The organism is Caldithrix abyssi DSM 13497 (genome assembly GCF_001886815.1).
GTDB classification, from domain to species: domain Bacteria; phylum Calditrichota; class Calditrichia; order Calditrichales; family Calditrichaceae; genus Caldithrix; species Caldithrix abyssi.
In genome coordinates, this window is the sequence record NZ_CP018099.1 from 1,656,179 (window position 1) to 1,672,379 (window position 16,201).

A 16,201-nucleotide genomic window follows, 5' to 3' on the forward strand; every position below is an offset into this window, starting at 1 on the left:
TTCGTAATTCGTAATTCGTAATTTAAATTGAACGCTTTAATCTCCATCATTTTCATGTTCCTCATCTAAAAGCCGCTTTACTTCTTCATCGGAGAGTTGATCCAGCTCAGTGAGCAGCTCTTCCAGGCTCTTTTCTTCACGCTCGACGCGAGTAATGGTTTCTTCTGCAGGAGCCGATTGTTGTTCTTCAATCGCTTTGGCCAGCTCGGCAACGGTTGGTTTTTCAAATAAAATGCGCAATGGTAACTCAACGTTGAATTTGTCTCTGATGCGCGACATGAATTTGGTAGCCAGCAGCGAATGGCCGCCCAGATCAAAGAAATTGTCGTGGACCCCTACTTTCTGGAGATTTAAAAGTTCGCCGACGATTTCCACCAGCGTCTGTTCGCTTTCGTTACGGGGCGCCACATACGCGCTGCTCACGTCGCGCTGTTGATCCGGTTTGGGTAAGGCCTTGCGATCCACCTTGCCGTTTGGCGTCAAAGGCATCTTTTCCAGATGCACAAACACGGCGGGTACCATGTAGTCCGGCAGCTGTTCTTTTAAATAGGATTTGAGTTCGCCGGAGACCAGCGAAGCGCCGTCTTCCGTTACGTAGTAGGCAACCAGCAGCTGATGGCCGGGCGTGTCTTCGCGCACCAGCGCGGCGGCATCCCGAATTTTGGGATGGCCGGTTAAAATGGCTTCGATTTCGCCTAATTCGATGCGAAAGCCGCGCAGTTTGACCTGGTGGTCAATGCGGCCTAAAAATTCCAGATTGCCGTCCGATCGCCAGCGCACCAGATCGCCGCTGCGGTACATGCGTTCGCCTGCTTTTTCGCTAAAGGGATTGGCCACAAAGCGTTCGGCCGATAGCGCGGGTCGATTCAAATAACCGCGAGCCAGCCCTACGCCGGCAATGCACAATTCGCCGGGCACGCCAACCGGTACGGGCATTAAATGTTGATCAACCACGTACAGTTGAAAATTGTCAATTGGTTTGCCGATGGGCGGCTCAATGGGCGCCTGCGGATCGGTTTCGTACATGGATGCGCAGACCGTGGTCTCCGTTGGGCCGTAAGCGTTTACAAATTGCCTGCCTTTCCCCCAGCGCTGCACCAGATCGCTGGTGCATTTTTCGCCGGCGGTAATGATGGTTTTGAGCTCTGGTAGCGGCTCTTCCGGAAGAACGGCCAGCACCGATGGCGGCAGCGTAACGGTGGTGATTTTCTGATCTTTAAGTACGGCGTGTAAGCCCTGGCCGGTAACCAGATTTTCCTGACTGGTGTACACCAGCGTAGCGCCATTGAGCAAGGCCATCACCGTTTCCCAGACCGAAGCGTCGAAGCTGAGCGATGAGAACTGCAAAATGCGACTTTGCCGGCGGATGTTAAAGGCCGCTTGCTGCGCCTGAAAAAGATTACACAGTCCGCGATGACCTAAAAGCGTGCCTTTGGGCTTTCCGGTAGAACCCGAGGTGTAAATAACGTAGGCCAGATTGTCCGGATCAATCGGCAGGTTTAAATTTTGCTCCGAGTGTTTTTCCATCAACGCCTCATCCCGATCGAGTAAAATCGCTTTTGTTTTGTCAAGGGGAAGCATTTCCGCCAGTTTTTGATCGGTGATGACAAATCGCAAACCGGAATCTTCGATCATGTAAGCGATGCGATCGCGCGGATAGGCCGGATCGATATTTAAAAATCCGCCGCCTGCCTTTAAAATACCCAGGATGGCCACGGCCACATTTAGAGAACGAGGCAGACTGATGCCCACGATCTGGTCGGTCTGCAAACCGCTTTCTTTAAGGTAGCGCGCCAGTTGATTGGCTTTGCGGTTTAACTGATCGTAGCTGAGGATTTGATCTTCGTATTGCACGGCGGGCTGTTCGGGCTGCTTTGCGGCCAGTTCTTCAAACAGGGCGTGAACCGTTTTGTCGGCCGGAAAGGGACGCGCCGTGTTGTTCCATTCTTTAAAGAGCCAGTTCTTTTCCTGCTCCGTCAAAAAGTCGATGTAATCGATTTTATGGTCGGGATGGGCGGTGGCCTGACGCAGCAGATTTTCGAAGTGTTGCATCATGCGGCGGATGGTGGCTTCTTCGAAAAGATCGGTATTGTATTCCCAGAAGCAAACCAGCCCGTTGTCGCCCTGTCCGGTGTACAGAGTCAAATCGTATTTAGAGGTCGGGTTTTCCGGCGGAAAGGATTCGATGGTGATGTGTTTCAGTTTAAGTTGTTCCGAGGGCATGTTTTGCAAGATGAACGCCACCTGAAAGATGGGCGAGTGGCTCATATCGCGTTCTGGCTGCAGGGCTTCCACTAATTTTTCGAAAGGCAAATCCTGATGGGCGTAAGCCTGCAGCGTGTTTTCGCGCACCTGTTTGACCAGCGTCTTAAAGTCGAGGTCGTGTTCAAATTCGGCTTTAAAAACCAGCGTGTTCACAAAAAAGCCGATTAGATTTTCGATTTCTGAACGGTTGCGATTGGCGATAGGCGAACCGATCAGAATTTTATCCTGGCCGGAATAACGGTGCATCAAAGATTGAAAAGCGGCCAGCAAAGTCATGAACAGGGTTACGCCCTGCTTCTGGCTGAATTTTACCACCTGCTGAGAAAGATCGGCGGGCAGGTCGTAGCGCAAAGAACGGCCGTTAAAGGTTTGCATGGCCGGCCGCGGATGATCGGTGGACAGCTCCAGTACCGGCGGATTTTCGCCGATGTACTCCTGCCAGAATTGGAGATGTTTTTCTAATACTTCGCCCTGCAGCCAGTTTTGCTGCCACACGGCAAAGTCCGCGTACTGAATGGCCAGCGGAGATAGCGGCGAGGGCTTGTCCTCGCTTAACGCGTTGTAAATGGCGGCCATCTCGCGGACTAAAATGCCCGTTGACCAGCCGTCGGTGATGATGTGGTGCATGTTGAATAACACCAGATGGTCGTTGTCATTGAGTTTTAAAAGAAGAATGCGAAACAGCGGTCCTTTTTCCAGATCGAACGGTTTTAAAGCATCGGCACGGGCCAGCTCGCGCGCCTTGCGCAGCGCTTGTTCTTCCGGCATATCGCTTAAATCGACCGTAGGAATGGCGACTTCCATTTGCTCATGAATGACCTGGATAGCGTCGCCGCGCCGTTCTTCAAAGGTGGTGCGTAAAATTTCATGGCGCCGGACAATTTCTTCAATGCTCTGTTTTAATCGTTCAACGTTCAGGTGGCCTTTTAAGCGCACTGCCGAGGGGATGTTGTAGTTGGCCGAGCCCTCAGACAGCCTGTCTAAAAACCACAATCGTTGCTGGGCAAAAGAAAGCGGCAGGTCTTTGTCGCGCGGCGCCGGCGTAATGGGCGGAGCCTGTAAACCATGTTCCTGCGACTTCAGCTCTTCGATTTTTAAAGCCAGATCGGCCAGTACCGGCGTTTCGAATATTTGACGCAGGGGCAGTTCCACGCCAAAAGCATCCCGCACTCGAGAAACCATTTGTGTGGCCAGCAGGGAGTGCCCGCCTAAATCGAAAAAGTTGTCAAAGGCGCCCACCTCTTTAATTTTTAAAACGTCCTGCCAGAGTGTGGCCAGCAGCTCTTCCGCTGCATTGCGCGGGGCGATTTTTTCACCGCCGCCTGCAACATCCGATTCCTGTGGTCGGGGAAGACGTCGATGGAAGATTTTTCCGCTGGCCGTTAAGGGAAAAGAATCCAGAAAGACAAAGGCCGTGGGCAGCATGTATTCCGGCAGATGTTCGCGTAAAAAGTCACGCAGCTCCAGCCGATCGACCGCCTGGCCGTCGCGCGTAATGCAGTAGGCCGCAAGGTAGGGATTACCCGGTTGATCTTCACGCAAAAGCGCCACAGCATCTTTGATTTGCGGATGATTACGAAGCGCGTTTTCAATTTCACCTAATTCGATGCGAAAACCGCGTAATTTCACCTGGGCGTCAACTCGCCCCAAAAATTCCAGCATGCCGTCCGGGCGCCAGCGAACCAGGTCGCCGGTCTTGTACATGCGTTGGCCGCCCATTTCCGAAAAGGGATCGGGCATAAAGGCCTGTGCCGTAAGGTCGGCACGCTTTAAATACCCGCGCGCCAAATTTTCTCCGCTTACGTGCAGTTCGCCGGGAGCGCCGATGGGCGTTGGCTGCAGATTGCGGTTTAAAACGTAAAACTTTGTATTGGCCAGGGCGCGCCCGATGGTCGGCCGGGGACCGCTGCCCTGAATTTTGGTGATGGAGGCGTCTACCGTGCATTCGGTAGGCCCGTACATGTTAAAAAAGACAATGCGTTCCTGCCGTCCAATGGCGCGCCACAGGGTTTCGTCCAGAGCCTCGCCGCCGGTGGTAAAGGCTTTGGGCCAGCGAGCTCCTTCATCCAGTAACCCGGCTTCGAGCATTAATTTAAGCTGAGAAGGCACGCCATCGGCCAGATCGATTTTGTTTTTTCGGAAAAACTGAACCATGGCCTGGCCATCGCCGCGGATTTCTTCGGGGATGATGTGTAAAGTGTGGCCGTGCATCATCATAATGATGCGCTGCATGGACGCGTCGAATATCAGCGGGGCGTTCAGGCTGATGTTTGCCTGCTTAAAATTCAGCGGCTGGTAAATAAAATGCTGCAAATTGGCCGCCAGATTCATGACCGAACGATGGTTAATCATTACGCCCTTCGGTTTGCCGGTGGAGCCGGATGTGTAAATAATGTAGGCCAGATTCTGCGGCCGCACTTTAACCTGCGGATTGTCCTCAGCCTGCTGCCGCAGCGGGCTCTGATCGTCATCTAAAACCAGCAAGGCAGCGGGCAGGTCTTCCAGCTTTTGCCGATGAGCTTTTAATGTTAGTAAAAATTTCATTTCCGTATCCTGAACGGAAAAGAGCAATCGTTCCTGCGGATAGTCCGGCGAGAGCGGCACGTAAGCGGCGCCGGCCTTTAAAATGCCCAGCAGGCCGACGATCATCTCTATTGAACGATCCATGCACAACCCGACCGTGTCTTCCGGCTTTACGCCCTGTTGAATGAGAAAATGTGCAAGCTGATTGGCCTTAGCGTTTAATTGGGCAAAGGTCAGCGACTGCTGTTGAAAGACAACGGCTGGCCGCTCGGGCTGCTGTTCGACCGTTTGCTCAAATTTTTGATGGATGGTTATTTGATCTTCAAAGGGAATTTGCAGTGCGTTCCATTCCTGCAGGATGCGCTGTTTTTGCGCCTGGTTCAAGGCGGGAATCTCTTTAATGCGCAGACGCGGATTTTGCACAAAAGACTGTAAAATCAATTTTAATTGATCGATTAACAGATCGATTTGCTCTTTATCCACGCGGGCGTTTTCGTAGGCTAATTTTAAGGACAGCACATTGGAAAAGGCGGCAATCAAGGACAGGGGGTAGTTGCTCTTTTCGAAGGAGTGAAAATCGGAGAATTGAATGCTGGCCTGCACGCGCTGCATGGCCGAATCGACCGGGTAGTTCTCAAACACGACAATCGTATCAAAAAGGGGCATTTCGCGCGGCAATTCGAGCCAGCCCTGAATTTCCACCAGCGGCGTAAATTCGACGTCCCGAGTGGCGGCCGCCTGTTTTTGCAGGTCTTTTAACAGGTCGAGAATGGTTGTCCGCTGGTCAAAGCGCACGCGCACCGGCAGCGTGTTGATAAACATACCAACCATGTTTTCCACGCCGTGCAACTGCGGCGGGCGGCCGGAAACCGTGGCGCCGAAAACCACGTCCTCGTTGTTCAGATAGTGCGAGAGCAAGATGCCCCACGCTGCCTGAATTAGATTATTCACCGTAATCTGGTTTTCGCGAGCCAGGTTCTGCAGCTTTTCGGAAAAATCCTCTGAAAATTCAATGATTTCGTGCGCTCGAAAATCGTTTTGCGTCTCGTCGTCTCTGGCGTGAATGAAGGGCAGGGCAGCCGGCGTAAAATCCTGCAGTAACGATTGCCAGTATTCCCGCGCCCTGTTTAAATCCTGTTTTTGCAGCCAGGTAATGTAATCTTTGTAAGGGCGTACGGGCGGCAGTTGGAGCGGCTGTTTGTTCACCGCGGCTTCGTAAACGGTAAAGGCCTCTTTTAAAATGATGGGCATGGACCAGCCGTCGGCCAGCAGGTGATGAAACGACCAGATAAACTGGTACAAATCATCCTTCAAACGGATTAAATGGAATCGGAGTAGGGGAGCTTTGGCCAGGTTAAAGCCCTGTTTCCGGTCGGCTTCGGCGTATTCAGTTAGTTTTTGTGTCTGCTGATTTTCAGGCAAAGAACGCCAGTCGTGCTGGATCAATTCAATGGGTACCTGGCGGTGCACCACCTGCAGCATTTTGTCCACTTTTTTCCAGACAAAGGAAGTGCGCAGAGCGCTGTGGCGATTGACCACGGTTTGCCAGGCTTTCTTTAAAAGTTCCGGATCAATCTGTCCGTGCAATTTAACCGAAAACTGCTCAAAGTAAGTAGCCGCTTCCGGATTGTAAATATAGTGGAAGAGCATGCCCTGTTGCAGGGGCGACAATGGGTAGATGGCTTCTATGTTTTTTTGTTTGTTTTGTATTCCCATAGGTACCTGTTCCCTTTACACAAATTAGAGATTTGTTTCTAATGCGTCGAAATATTTAAAATGTTTATCCAGAGTTAAAACTTTTGCTCCCCTTCTAATGGCTATGGCGGCAATTAGACAATCGATCGGAGGTACTGTAATCCCTTTTTTCTTTAAATCATTAAACATTTTACCTGCTAATCTGTAATCTTCTCTTTCAGAATTACTAAAAGGTAAAAGATTGAGAATTTCTGAAATTTGTTTTTGTTCATTTAATCGAAGTCCGGATAGAATTTCCATTTCTACTGGTCCACAAAGCAGTACCATGTTTTCATCAATTAATTTTTCCATTAAATCAAAAATTTCACCTTTACCATGGCGAAAATATTCAATCCAGACCGAGGTGTCAATTATAAAAATATTTTCTTTTTTCATGGAAGGTCCTTTAAATCCTCAGCTCGTTGTTTTTCCAGATCCATTTCGATCTTTAACTTACCTCGTAATGATTTTAGCTTTTTGATTTTCTGCATACGAATCCAATCCTTTAATGCTTCAGAAACTGCTTTCGTTTTTGATTTGGTTTGAGAGTAGGATAAAAGTTCTTTCATGATTTCATCTGGAATATTGATGGTTGTACGCATTTTTTACTCCTGTTTTGCATATAAAATCATTAATAATATATGCAATAATTATTCATCAAATCAATAAAAAATAATCATTCAATTCGAGCTTATTCTAATTCCTCTAACAATGCATCCAGGTCTTCATCATCAATGCCTGCCTCTTTGAAGTCGGAGGCCGTGTAGCCGCCCGCTTCCGGAGAGAGACAGTGTTCGATTAAGGTCTTCAACTCTTCAGTAAAAAGCTTGGCAAAGCGTTCAACGGTCTCCTTTTTAAATTGCTCTGCGCTAAAAGAGAAATTCATGTTCAGGACATTGTTAACCACATTTCCACCGATTTCAATAAGATGAATGCGCTGATTTTCAGGAGCCCGTTCCGGAGCTAAGGCCGGGATTGGTTCTCCCAGATCACCGGCTTGATTGTTTTCCTGCTCAAACTGGCCCAGGTAATTAAAGCCAATGGGCGCCGGCTGATCGGGAATTAAAGCATTGGCGTCTTTTCTTAAATACCTGAGGAGACCGTAGCCAATCCCATGGTTTGGAACGGCGCGGTACTGTTCCTTCACCTGGCGAATCAAATCCGACGGTTGCCAGGTACTGTCATATTTTAAGCGCAAGGGATGGCTGACCGTAAACCAGCCCACCGTTCTGGAGATATTGACATCTTCAAACAGGTCTTCGCGGCCGTGGCCTTCTAAATCGAGCAGCAGATCAGACTGGCCGCTCCAGCGGTAGTAGGCGCGTAGCAGGGCTGCCAGCAGCAGTTCGTTGATTTGCGTGTTGTAGGCCGCCGGCGCTTCTCGCAGCAGCTGTTCGGTCTCTTCTTTGCCCAGAGCCACTTTAACACTGTCGGCGGTTTGCTCCACATTTTTCCCGACTGGATTGTCCACTGGCAGACTGATTGGCGGCCCTTCGATTTGCTGCCGCCAGAAATCCAGTTCGCGGGCCACCTCTTCGCTTTGCGCGTACTGCTGCAATTTTTCCGCCCAGTATTTAAAGGAAGTTGTTTTGGGCGAAAGAATGACCTCTTTTCCGGCCAGCAACTGGTTGTAGGCCTGTAAAATATCTTCGCTTAAAATGCGCCAGGAAACCGTGTCCACAATCAGATGGTGGATGGTGATCTGCAAAAGGTCGTGTTCGTCGGTTTGAAAATAGTCAAAACGAATGAGCGGCCCAATGCTCAGGTCAAAGCCGGACTGGGCCTTAAGAGCTTCGTTTTGTAATTTTTCATTTAACGTGTTTCCGCTGAGTCCGCGTAAATCATGAATGAAAAACGGGTTTTGCGCGGCCTGTGCCGGGATTTCGGCTACAATTTTCCCGTCCTGCTGCACAAAGGTAGCGCGCAGCACATCGTGATGTTCAAGAATTTTGCTGGTAATCTGGCTGAGAATTTCCGTGTTTAGCGGCTCACGCAGTCGAATCGTTAACGATTGATTCCAGTACGCCGGTTGGTTCAGGTTCAAATCAAAAAACCAGTTTTGAATGGGTGTTAGCGGAAAAGAGCCGCTCACCAGCCCCTGCTCGGCCTGAATGGCGATGCCCTCTTCGGCTACCGAGGCCAGCCCTTCGATGGTTGGGTATTCGAACAACTGACGCGGCGAAATCTTTAAACCTTTTTGATTGGCGCGGGCAATGACCTGAATGCTCAAAATGGAGTCGCCGCCCAGCTCAAAAAAGTTGTCTTTTACGCCGATTTTGGGCAGTTTTAAGACCTCCTGCCAGATTTCAGCGAGCATTTTTTCCCGCTCGTTGCGCGGCGCCACGTAGTTCTTTTCCAGACGGTCTTCGGAAATTTGCGGCTCTGGCAGTCGCTTACGATCAATCTTACCGGTGGCCGTAACCGGGAATTTTTCCAGCGCCACAAAATAAGAAGGAATCATGTAATCGGGCAGGGTGCGGGCCAGAAAATCTCTCAGCTCGGCAATAGTCAGGGAGGCGTCCTGTTCGGGAATAAGGTAGGCCACCAGTTTATCGGCGCCTTCCAGCGATCTGGCCAGCACAATGGCCTCTTTAACGCCCGGATGTTGTTCCAGCGCATTTTCAATCTCGCCTAATTCAATGCGGAAGCCGCGAATTTTAACCTGAAAGTCAACGCGGCCGGCAAAAACGACTTCGCCCTGCTGGTTAAAATAACCCAGGTCGCCCGTTCGGTAAAGCCGTTGCCCGGGTTCGCTGCTGAAAGGATCCGGTACAAAGCGCTCGGCCGTTAAATCTGGCCGGTTTAAATAGCCGCGCGTTACGCCCGCGCCGCCGATGTAAATTTCGCCTGCCACGCCTGTGGGAACGGGATTCATAGCCGTGTCCAGAATGTAAACACGGACATTGTTAATGGCCTGACCAATAGGCAGAGCATTGTGCGCAAAATTTTTCGTTGCATCCAGTAATGTTTTGTAATAGAGGCTGGTTATGGTGGCTTCGGTCGGCCCATACATGTTCATAAAAACCACCGGCTTACGTGTCAGTGTACCGGCAAGTTGAAATTTTTGGATGGATGGCGCTTCGCCGCCTACCAGCATCATGCGCACGGAGTCCGGAATCGAAAGGTTGTTTTCGTTTAGATAATCGATGAAATAGTGCCACATGGGAACCGGCAGGTGCAAAATGCTGATCTGGTGCCGTTTGATGATGTTGACCAGGTCGGCTCCGGTCATTTCTGTAGCCGAAGGGGCCAGCGCCAGAGCCGCTCCGCTGAGCAGCGTGGGGTAAATCTCTTCTGCTGCCGCGTCAAAACTGATGGAGATGTACTGCAACATGCGGTCTTCCGGCGTAAGCTGGTAAATCTCTTTAATGGCCAGCGCATGATTGACCAGCGAACGATGTTCCACCATCACGGCCTTGGGCTTGCCGGTCGAGCCGGATGTGTAGATCAGATAGGCCAGATTTTCGGGCTCAATATGGCGCCGCGGATTTTCAGCAGATTCGGCGTCAAAAGGCAGGGCGGCGTCGTCGAGCGCCAACGTCGTACCGTTATGGCCGGCAAAACGCTGGGCCAGAGATTTTTGCGTTAAAACAAGTTTTACGCCGGAGTCGTTTAAAATGTAATCGATTCTCTCCTGCGGATAATGGGGATCGATAGGCAGGTAAGCCGCGCCGCTTTTCAAAACGCCCAACAGGCCCACAAAAAGTTCAGGCGAACGCTCCAGGGCAATGGCCACCACATCTTCCTGCCCGATGCCTGCGTGATTGAGATAGTGGGCCAGTTGATTGGCGCGCCGATTGAGCTGATCGTAAGTTAGTGCAGCATCTTCCGTTAAAATGGCGGGATGCTGCGCTTCGTTTTTGACCAGCTCTTCAAAAAGAGCGACCACGTTAACGTGTTCGGAGACGGGCTTGCGACTGAACCGATCGTAACCGCTCAGGATGCGTTCCCTTTCGGCTTCGCTCAACAGATTTAAGGCGCGTACCGGTTTTTGTTCGTCCTGAGCAATATCGCGCAGCAAGTTGGTAAAATGCTCGATGAATTTTTCGATGGTTTGCGCTTTGAACAACGCCGTGTTGTATTCCACCATGCCCCTGAATTGATCTTCATCTTCAATCATGGCCAGACTCAGGTCAAACTTGGATGTGCCGGTTTCCACCTGTAAGGGCTCAATTTCCAGATTGGAAAGCGCCATCTTCTTTAAAGGATTTTGCTGGTAAATAAACATTACCTGAAAAAGGGGCGTGTAGCTGGTATCGCGCTCTAAATTCAAAGCGTCAATTATTTTTTCGAAGGGCGCGTCCTGGTTGGCCAGGGAATCCTGAACCATTTTTTGCACCTGCTCTAACAGTTCGTCGAAAGAGGGATTGCCTTCTAATTCAAAACGTAAAGGAATGGAATTGACAAAAAAGCCAATCAGGTTCTCAATTTCTTTGCGTGTCCGACCGGAAACCGGCGTGCCAATGACCAGATCGTCCTGCCCGGAATAGCGGTGCAGTAAAATGGAAAAGGCGGAAAGCAGAACCACGTAAGGCGTTGTTCTGTGACGATTGGCTATTGCTTTGATTTTAGCGCTGAGTTCCGCAGGCAGTTCCAGGTACGTTTTACTGCCTTTGAAAGACTGCACTTTAGGTCTTGGGAAATCGGTTGGTAATTTTAATAGTTGGGGCGCGCCCGAAAGTTGATTTTGCCAGAAACGGAGTTGTTTTTGTAAAACTTCGCTTTCCAGCCACTGGCGTTGCCATTTAGCGTAAGCGCTGTACTGAAAGGGCAACGGCGGTAATTGCGCTTCCTTGCCCTGCAACAGGGCCTGGTAAAAGGCGCTGACCTCTTTAATCATGATTTCCAGCGAAAGACCATCGGAAATGATGTGGTGCATGTTCAAAATAAAAATGGCTTCGTCGTCTTGCAGCTGGATTAAACGCGCGCGGAAAAGCGGCGCCTGACTCAATTTAAACGGCGTACTGGCTTCGTTTTTAATCAGCGTTTCAATCTGCCGGTTCTGTTCTTCAGGCGACAGCTGACTTAAGTCAAGCCATTCAATGGGCGTATGGAGGCGGGGAAGAATTTCCACCTCAGGTTGACCGTTAACGGTTTTAAACGCCGTGCGTAAATTTTCATGACGCTCAACCACTTTGTTGATGGCTTTTTCCAGTAAATGACGTTTAATTGGCCCCTTGATGCGTACCGTCATGGGCATGTTGTAAAAGGGGTTGTCCGGCTCTAATTGATCCAGGAACCACAAGCGTTGCTGGGCAAAAGACATCTGTGGTTTTTCGTCTGGTTTCAATGGCTCAATAGGACGGATGACTTTACCGATGGAATATTCCAATTCTTTGCGTTTTTCGTAACCCAATTCTTCCACCAGCTGCCAGGTTAAATCACTCAGGTAATCTTCGGTGAGCGTGCGTTTCCAGCTGTAGGCCCGATCCGCGCTGATGCCTTTGTGTTCATGAAAGCGCACATCGCCCAGCATTTTGGAAAGATCGTTTAATCCATCGAGCATGCGTTTGTGGCTGTTTTTTTGCGGTTCTAACATATCCGGGTGCAAATCAATGCCCAGAAAATCGCACACGCTCTGAATGGTTTTTTCCGGCTCCTGCACCAGGTCTTCGTAGTAAAGGCGGAATTGCCGTTCCGGCGGAATTTCCTGTAAAAAGGTCAAAATGTTGCGATGGCTGATGAGCCAGACCAGTTCCGCCAGTTGACGTGAATTGAACGGGTGTTCCTGAGTAAAGAACGGCGGATAAAAAACGTGCAGGCGCGCCTTTTCGAAAGAGGGGATGACGCCGTACGGATGGCGGATCAGATGAATGTAGATGGCGTTTTCGAAGTAGGCTTCGGCGCGGCGTAAAATATCGGCGCTCAGGGCGTAGTTGGGCGTTTTGTCCACAAAAAGGCGGTCGCCCAGCCATTCCTGCATGACGCGGTAAAAATCTTTAACAGAGTAGTCTTTTTCTTCGAATTCGGCCATGATTTTACGCGCTTCGTCGGCGTCGCACTCTTTAATTTCCATGATAGCGCGGATCGTTCCGTCCAGCCAGAAATCGTCGCGGCCGGTCAGGTTGTTCTTACGCTCCTGCAGGGTATTAAAGTTCAGTAGCTGCAGTTCGGGCGGCGCAAACAGTTTAGGATGACCGCCCAGAATGGCGCGCGTTAAGGTCGATCCGGAGCGCGGCGCCGAGATCACGAACACAGCCGGCGGATTTTTCGGCCCTCTGACGCTGATGTGCGGCCCGGGCGTTTTGATGATGTTCTGGAAAAAGGCGGCCTGTTCTTCAGAAATCCGCTCTTTTTCTTCGCGCTTTTCCACTTTTTCGCCGGTGATGCGGTAAACGGCGTCCGGATAATCTTTTTTCAGCAGTTCGCAAAGCCCGGCGATGGTGGGCGCGTCGTAAATGGCCACGATGTAAACGTATTCGCCCAGGGCGTCCTGCAAGCGATTGACAAAGGTGGCCGCCTGAATGGAGCTGCCGCCAAGCTGAAAAAAGTTGTCGTGGATGCCAATCTGTTCCATGCCCAGAATGTCTTTCCACATGTCGTACAAAAATTTTTCCAGCCTGGTGGTGGGAGGTACGTAATTTTCGCCCACGGCGCCCACGCCTTCTTTAAACGGATCGGGCAGGGCTTTTCGATCTACCTTGCCGGTGGGCGTGAGCGGAATGGCTTTTAACGTCACAAAAAAAGATGGAATCATGTAGTCCGGCAGTCTTTCCGCCAGCCAGTGGCGCACCGTTTCTTCGGAAAAATCGTCTTTGTTTTGCGGAACAATGTAAGCCACCAGCTTCTTTTCCGAGCCGTTTTGCTCCTGAGCGAAAACGACGCATTGTTTGACGGAAGGATGGCGCTCGATGGCGGCTTCGATTTCGCCCAGTTCGATTCTAAAGCCGCGAATTTTAACCTGGAAATCAACGCGCCCGGCAAAAATGATTTCGCCGTTGGAATTAAAACGACCCAGATCGCCGGTGCGGTACATGCGCGCGCCCGGTTCCTTGCTGAAAGGATCCGGCAAAAAGCGCTCGGCCGTCAAATCCGGCCGATTTAAGTAGCCGTGAGTCACGCCAAATCCGCCGATGTAGATTTCTCCCAGAACGCCCTGCGGAACCGGCTGCAGTGCGCGGTCGAGCAAGTACACGCGGTCGTTTGGGATGGGTTTGCCGATGGGAATAAAATTGTATTCAAAGGATTTTTCTTCATCCATTTCGGTGTGGAAAAATGTACTGGCAATGGTGGTTTCGGTCGGGCCGTAAAGGTTGACAAAAACGGCCTTTTTGTTTTGCAACAGACGGGCGGCCTGGCGGAATTTTTGAATGGACGGCTGTTCGCCGCCGGCCAGCATCATGCGAATCGATTGCGGAATCTCTTCGCCCCGTTCGCTCAGAAAGTCGATAAAATAATGCCAGACGGGCACCGGCACATGCATGATGTTGATCTGTTCTTTTTGAATTAAATTTAAAAGATCGAAACCGCTTAATTCGCTGGCATGACCCGGAAGCACTAACGAGGCGCCGCTCATGAGCGCCGGATAAATTTCTTCGGCGGCTGCGTCAAAACTGATGGAGATGTACTGCAGAATCTTTTCGCCTGCTGTAAATTCGTATTCGTTGCACATGGTCCGAGTGTGGTTCAAAAGCGAGCGGTGGGGCACCATTACGGCTTTGGGCTTGCCGGTCGATCCGGATGTGTAAATTAAGTAGGCCAGCGCATTCTGGGGCACAGGCACTTGCGGGTTTTCGGTCGAAAATTGGGCCAGCAATGGCTGGTTGGCGTCGATAGGCAGAATGTCGGCGCCTGATTCCTTAAAATATTCGGCCAGGTTTTCCTCGGTTAAAATAAGCCTTAGCTTCGAATCGTCCAGAATGTAGCGAATGCGTTCCTGCGGATAATTGGGATCGATAGGAAGATAGGCGGCCCCAGCCTTAAGGATGCCCAGCAGGGCCATAAACAATCGGTTCGAACGGTTAATGGCCAGTCCCACAATATCGCCAGGTCCGATATTTTGTGAGATCAAATAATGAGCAATCTGATTGGCGCGCCGATTGAGTTCGGCATAAGTTAGCTTTTCCGGAGATTGGCTGAAATCGGATTTAGAATAATCGATTAAGGCAATGGCCTGGGGTGATTCTTCAACCCTTAGTTCGAACCGCTGATGAACGCACACGCCTGCGGGCAGCGGCTCCTGCCTGCCCCTGCTCCAGTTTTCCAGAATGTGGTTTTGTTCAACGGCATCCAGAATGGGCAGTTGCCAGCTTCTGGTATCCGGATTCTGGATGGCCTGACGCGTTAAGTTTTTAAAATATTTTATGAAGCGTTCGACGGTCTCTTTTTTGAACAGATCGCTTTTGTAACCAAACGAACCCCGGATCAGGCCGTCGGTGATGTTGATGGACAGCACCAGGTCAAACTTGATGGAGCCCGTTTCCAGTTCCAGCGGCTCCACTTCCAGCGGGCCAAAGCGTCCCTTTTGTAAAGAGACTTCCTGAAAGTCGAACAGCACATTGCTCAAAGGATTGTCGCTGGTGTCCCGATCAGGGAAGAGTTTGTTGATCAGTATTTCCAGCGGAATGGTTGCATGGCCCACGGCCTGGGTAATCGTTTGCCGCACGCGGTTCAGATAATCCCTGAAGGTCAAATGGTCGGCCACTTCGTTTTTAAGAATCACCACATTGATGAACAGGCCGATCAGGTTGGCCAGCTCCGGTTTGTCGCGGTTGGCAACCGGCGTTCCGATGCGAATATCCGTTCGGTTGGTGAGCTTGGCCAGTAAAAGCGAAAAAACGGCTTCTAAAAAGACGAAGGGCGTTATTTTTTCCTGCTTGCAAAATTCAAGCACTCTGGCGCTTAATTCGCTTCCCAGATCAAACGGCAGATGAAAGCCGCGGTTGGTGACGCTGGAGGAAGGCGAAAAATCGTAAGGCAGTTCCAGCCTGCCCTGCGGCTCGTCCAGTTGTTTTTCCCAGTAGGCAATCTGTTCCTGTCCTTCGGCGCTGTTGATGAATTTTTCCTGCCAGTAAGCGTAGTCAAAATACTGGATGGGTAGGGGGGGCGATGCGGGATTCTGACCGCTGGCATAGGCCTGGTAAGCGGAGAGCAGCTCTCGTACGAACACGCCAACCGACCAGGCATCGGCGACGATATGGTGAAATGTAGTGCAGAGTACGTGGTCGTTTTCTTTGATTTTAATGAGCTTAACGCGTAGCAACAAATCCCTGGAGATGTCGAAGGGCCGGGTGGCTTCTTCGTGGATGAGTTTTTGTAATCGTTCCTCTTTCTCAGATTCATTGTCGAACGTTAATTCAGTCAGCGGCACATCCAGTTCAACAAAAGGCCTAATCGTCTGTTTGGGGCGCCCTTTTTCAGTCTTAAAATTGGCGCGTAAAATTTGGTGGCGCTGCACGATGTGATTCAGCGCTTTTTTAAAGGCTTCAATATTAAGCGCCCCTTTTATGCGCACGGCGGACGGAATGTTGTTGATGGCCAGTCCGGCGTTCAGCTGCTCCAGCACCCAAAAACCTTTCTGGCTGTGCGAAAGAGGAAAGTCGCTGGCGTCCGGACGTACGTTAATGGCGGCGCGCGGAGCGCTTTTTTGGGCTTTGCGTAATTTGGCTAAAAGTAACTCTCTTTTTTCAGGGGAAAGGCCTGCCAGTCGTTTCTTTAAATCATCAGACATCTATTTTCT

4 protein-coding genes are annotated in these 16,201 nt (G+C 50.5%); all 4 read right to left on the reverse strand.

Going from position 1 to position 16,201, the window contains the following annotated elements; translation table 11 throughout:
* Nucleotides 1-36 precede the first annotated feature (36 nt).
* The 4 genes from Cabys_RS06485 to Cabys_RS06500 all read right to left on the reverse strand — a co-directional run bounded on the left by Cabys_RS06485 (nucleotide 37) and on the right by Cabys_RS06500 (nucleotide 16,192).
* Nucleotides 37-6,504, reverse strand: coding sequence for a non-ribosomal peptide synthetase (locus Cabys_RS06485; protein ID WP_006929441.1), 6,468 nt, complete (start codon nucleotides 6,502-6,504; stop codon nucleotides 37-39).
* Nucleotides 6,505-6,528: 24 nt separating this feature from the next.
* Nucleotides 6,529-6,918: a type II toxin-antitoxin system VapC family toxin gene (gene vapC, locus Cabys_RS06490; RefSeq protein WP_006929442.1), complete on the reverse strand. Its 390-nt coding sequence runs from the start codon at nucleotides 6,916-6,918 to the stop codon at nucleotides 6,529-6,531.
* Nucleotides 6,915-7,124: a type II toxin-antitoxin system VapB family antitoxin gene (locus tag Cabys_RS06495; RefSeq protein ID WP_006929443.1), complete on the reverse strand. Its 210-nt coding sequence runs from the start codon at nucleotides 7,122-7,124 to the stop codon at nucleotides 6,915-6,917. The genes vapC and Cabys_RS06495 overlap by 4 nt, the downstream gene beginning before the upstream one ends.
* A gap of 89 nt (nucleotides 7,125-7,213) precedes the next feature.
* Complete coding sequence (locus Cabys_RS06500) at nucleotides 7,214-16,192, reverse strand: non-ribosomal peptide synthetase (RefSeq protein WP_006929444.1); 8,979 nt, start codon at nucleotides 16,190-16,192, stop codon at nucleotides 7,214-7,216.
* Nucleotides 16,193-16,201: the final 9 nt, after the last annotated feature.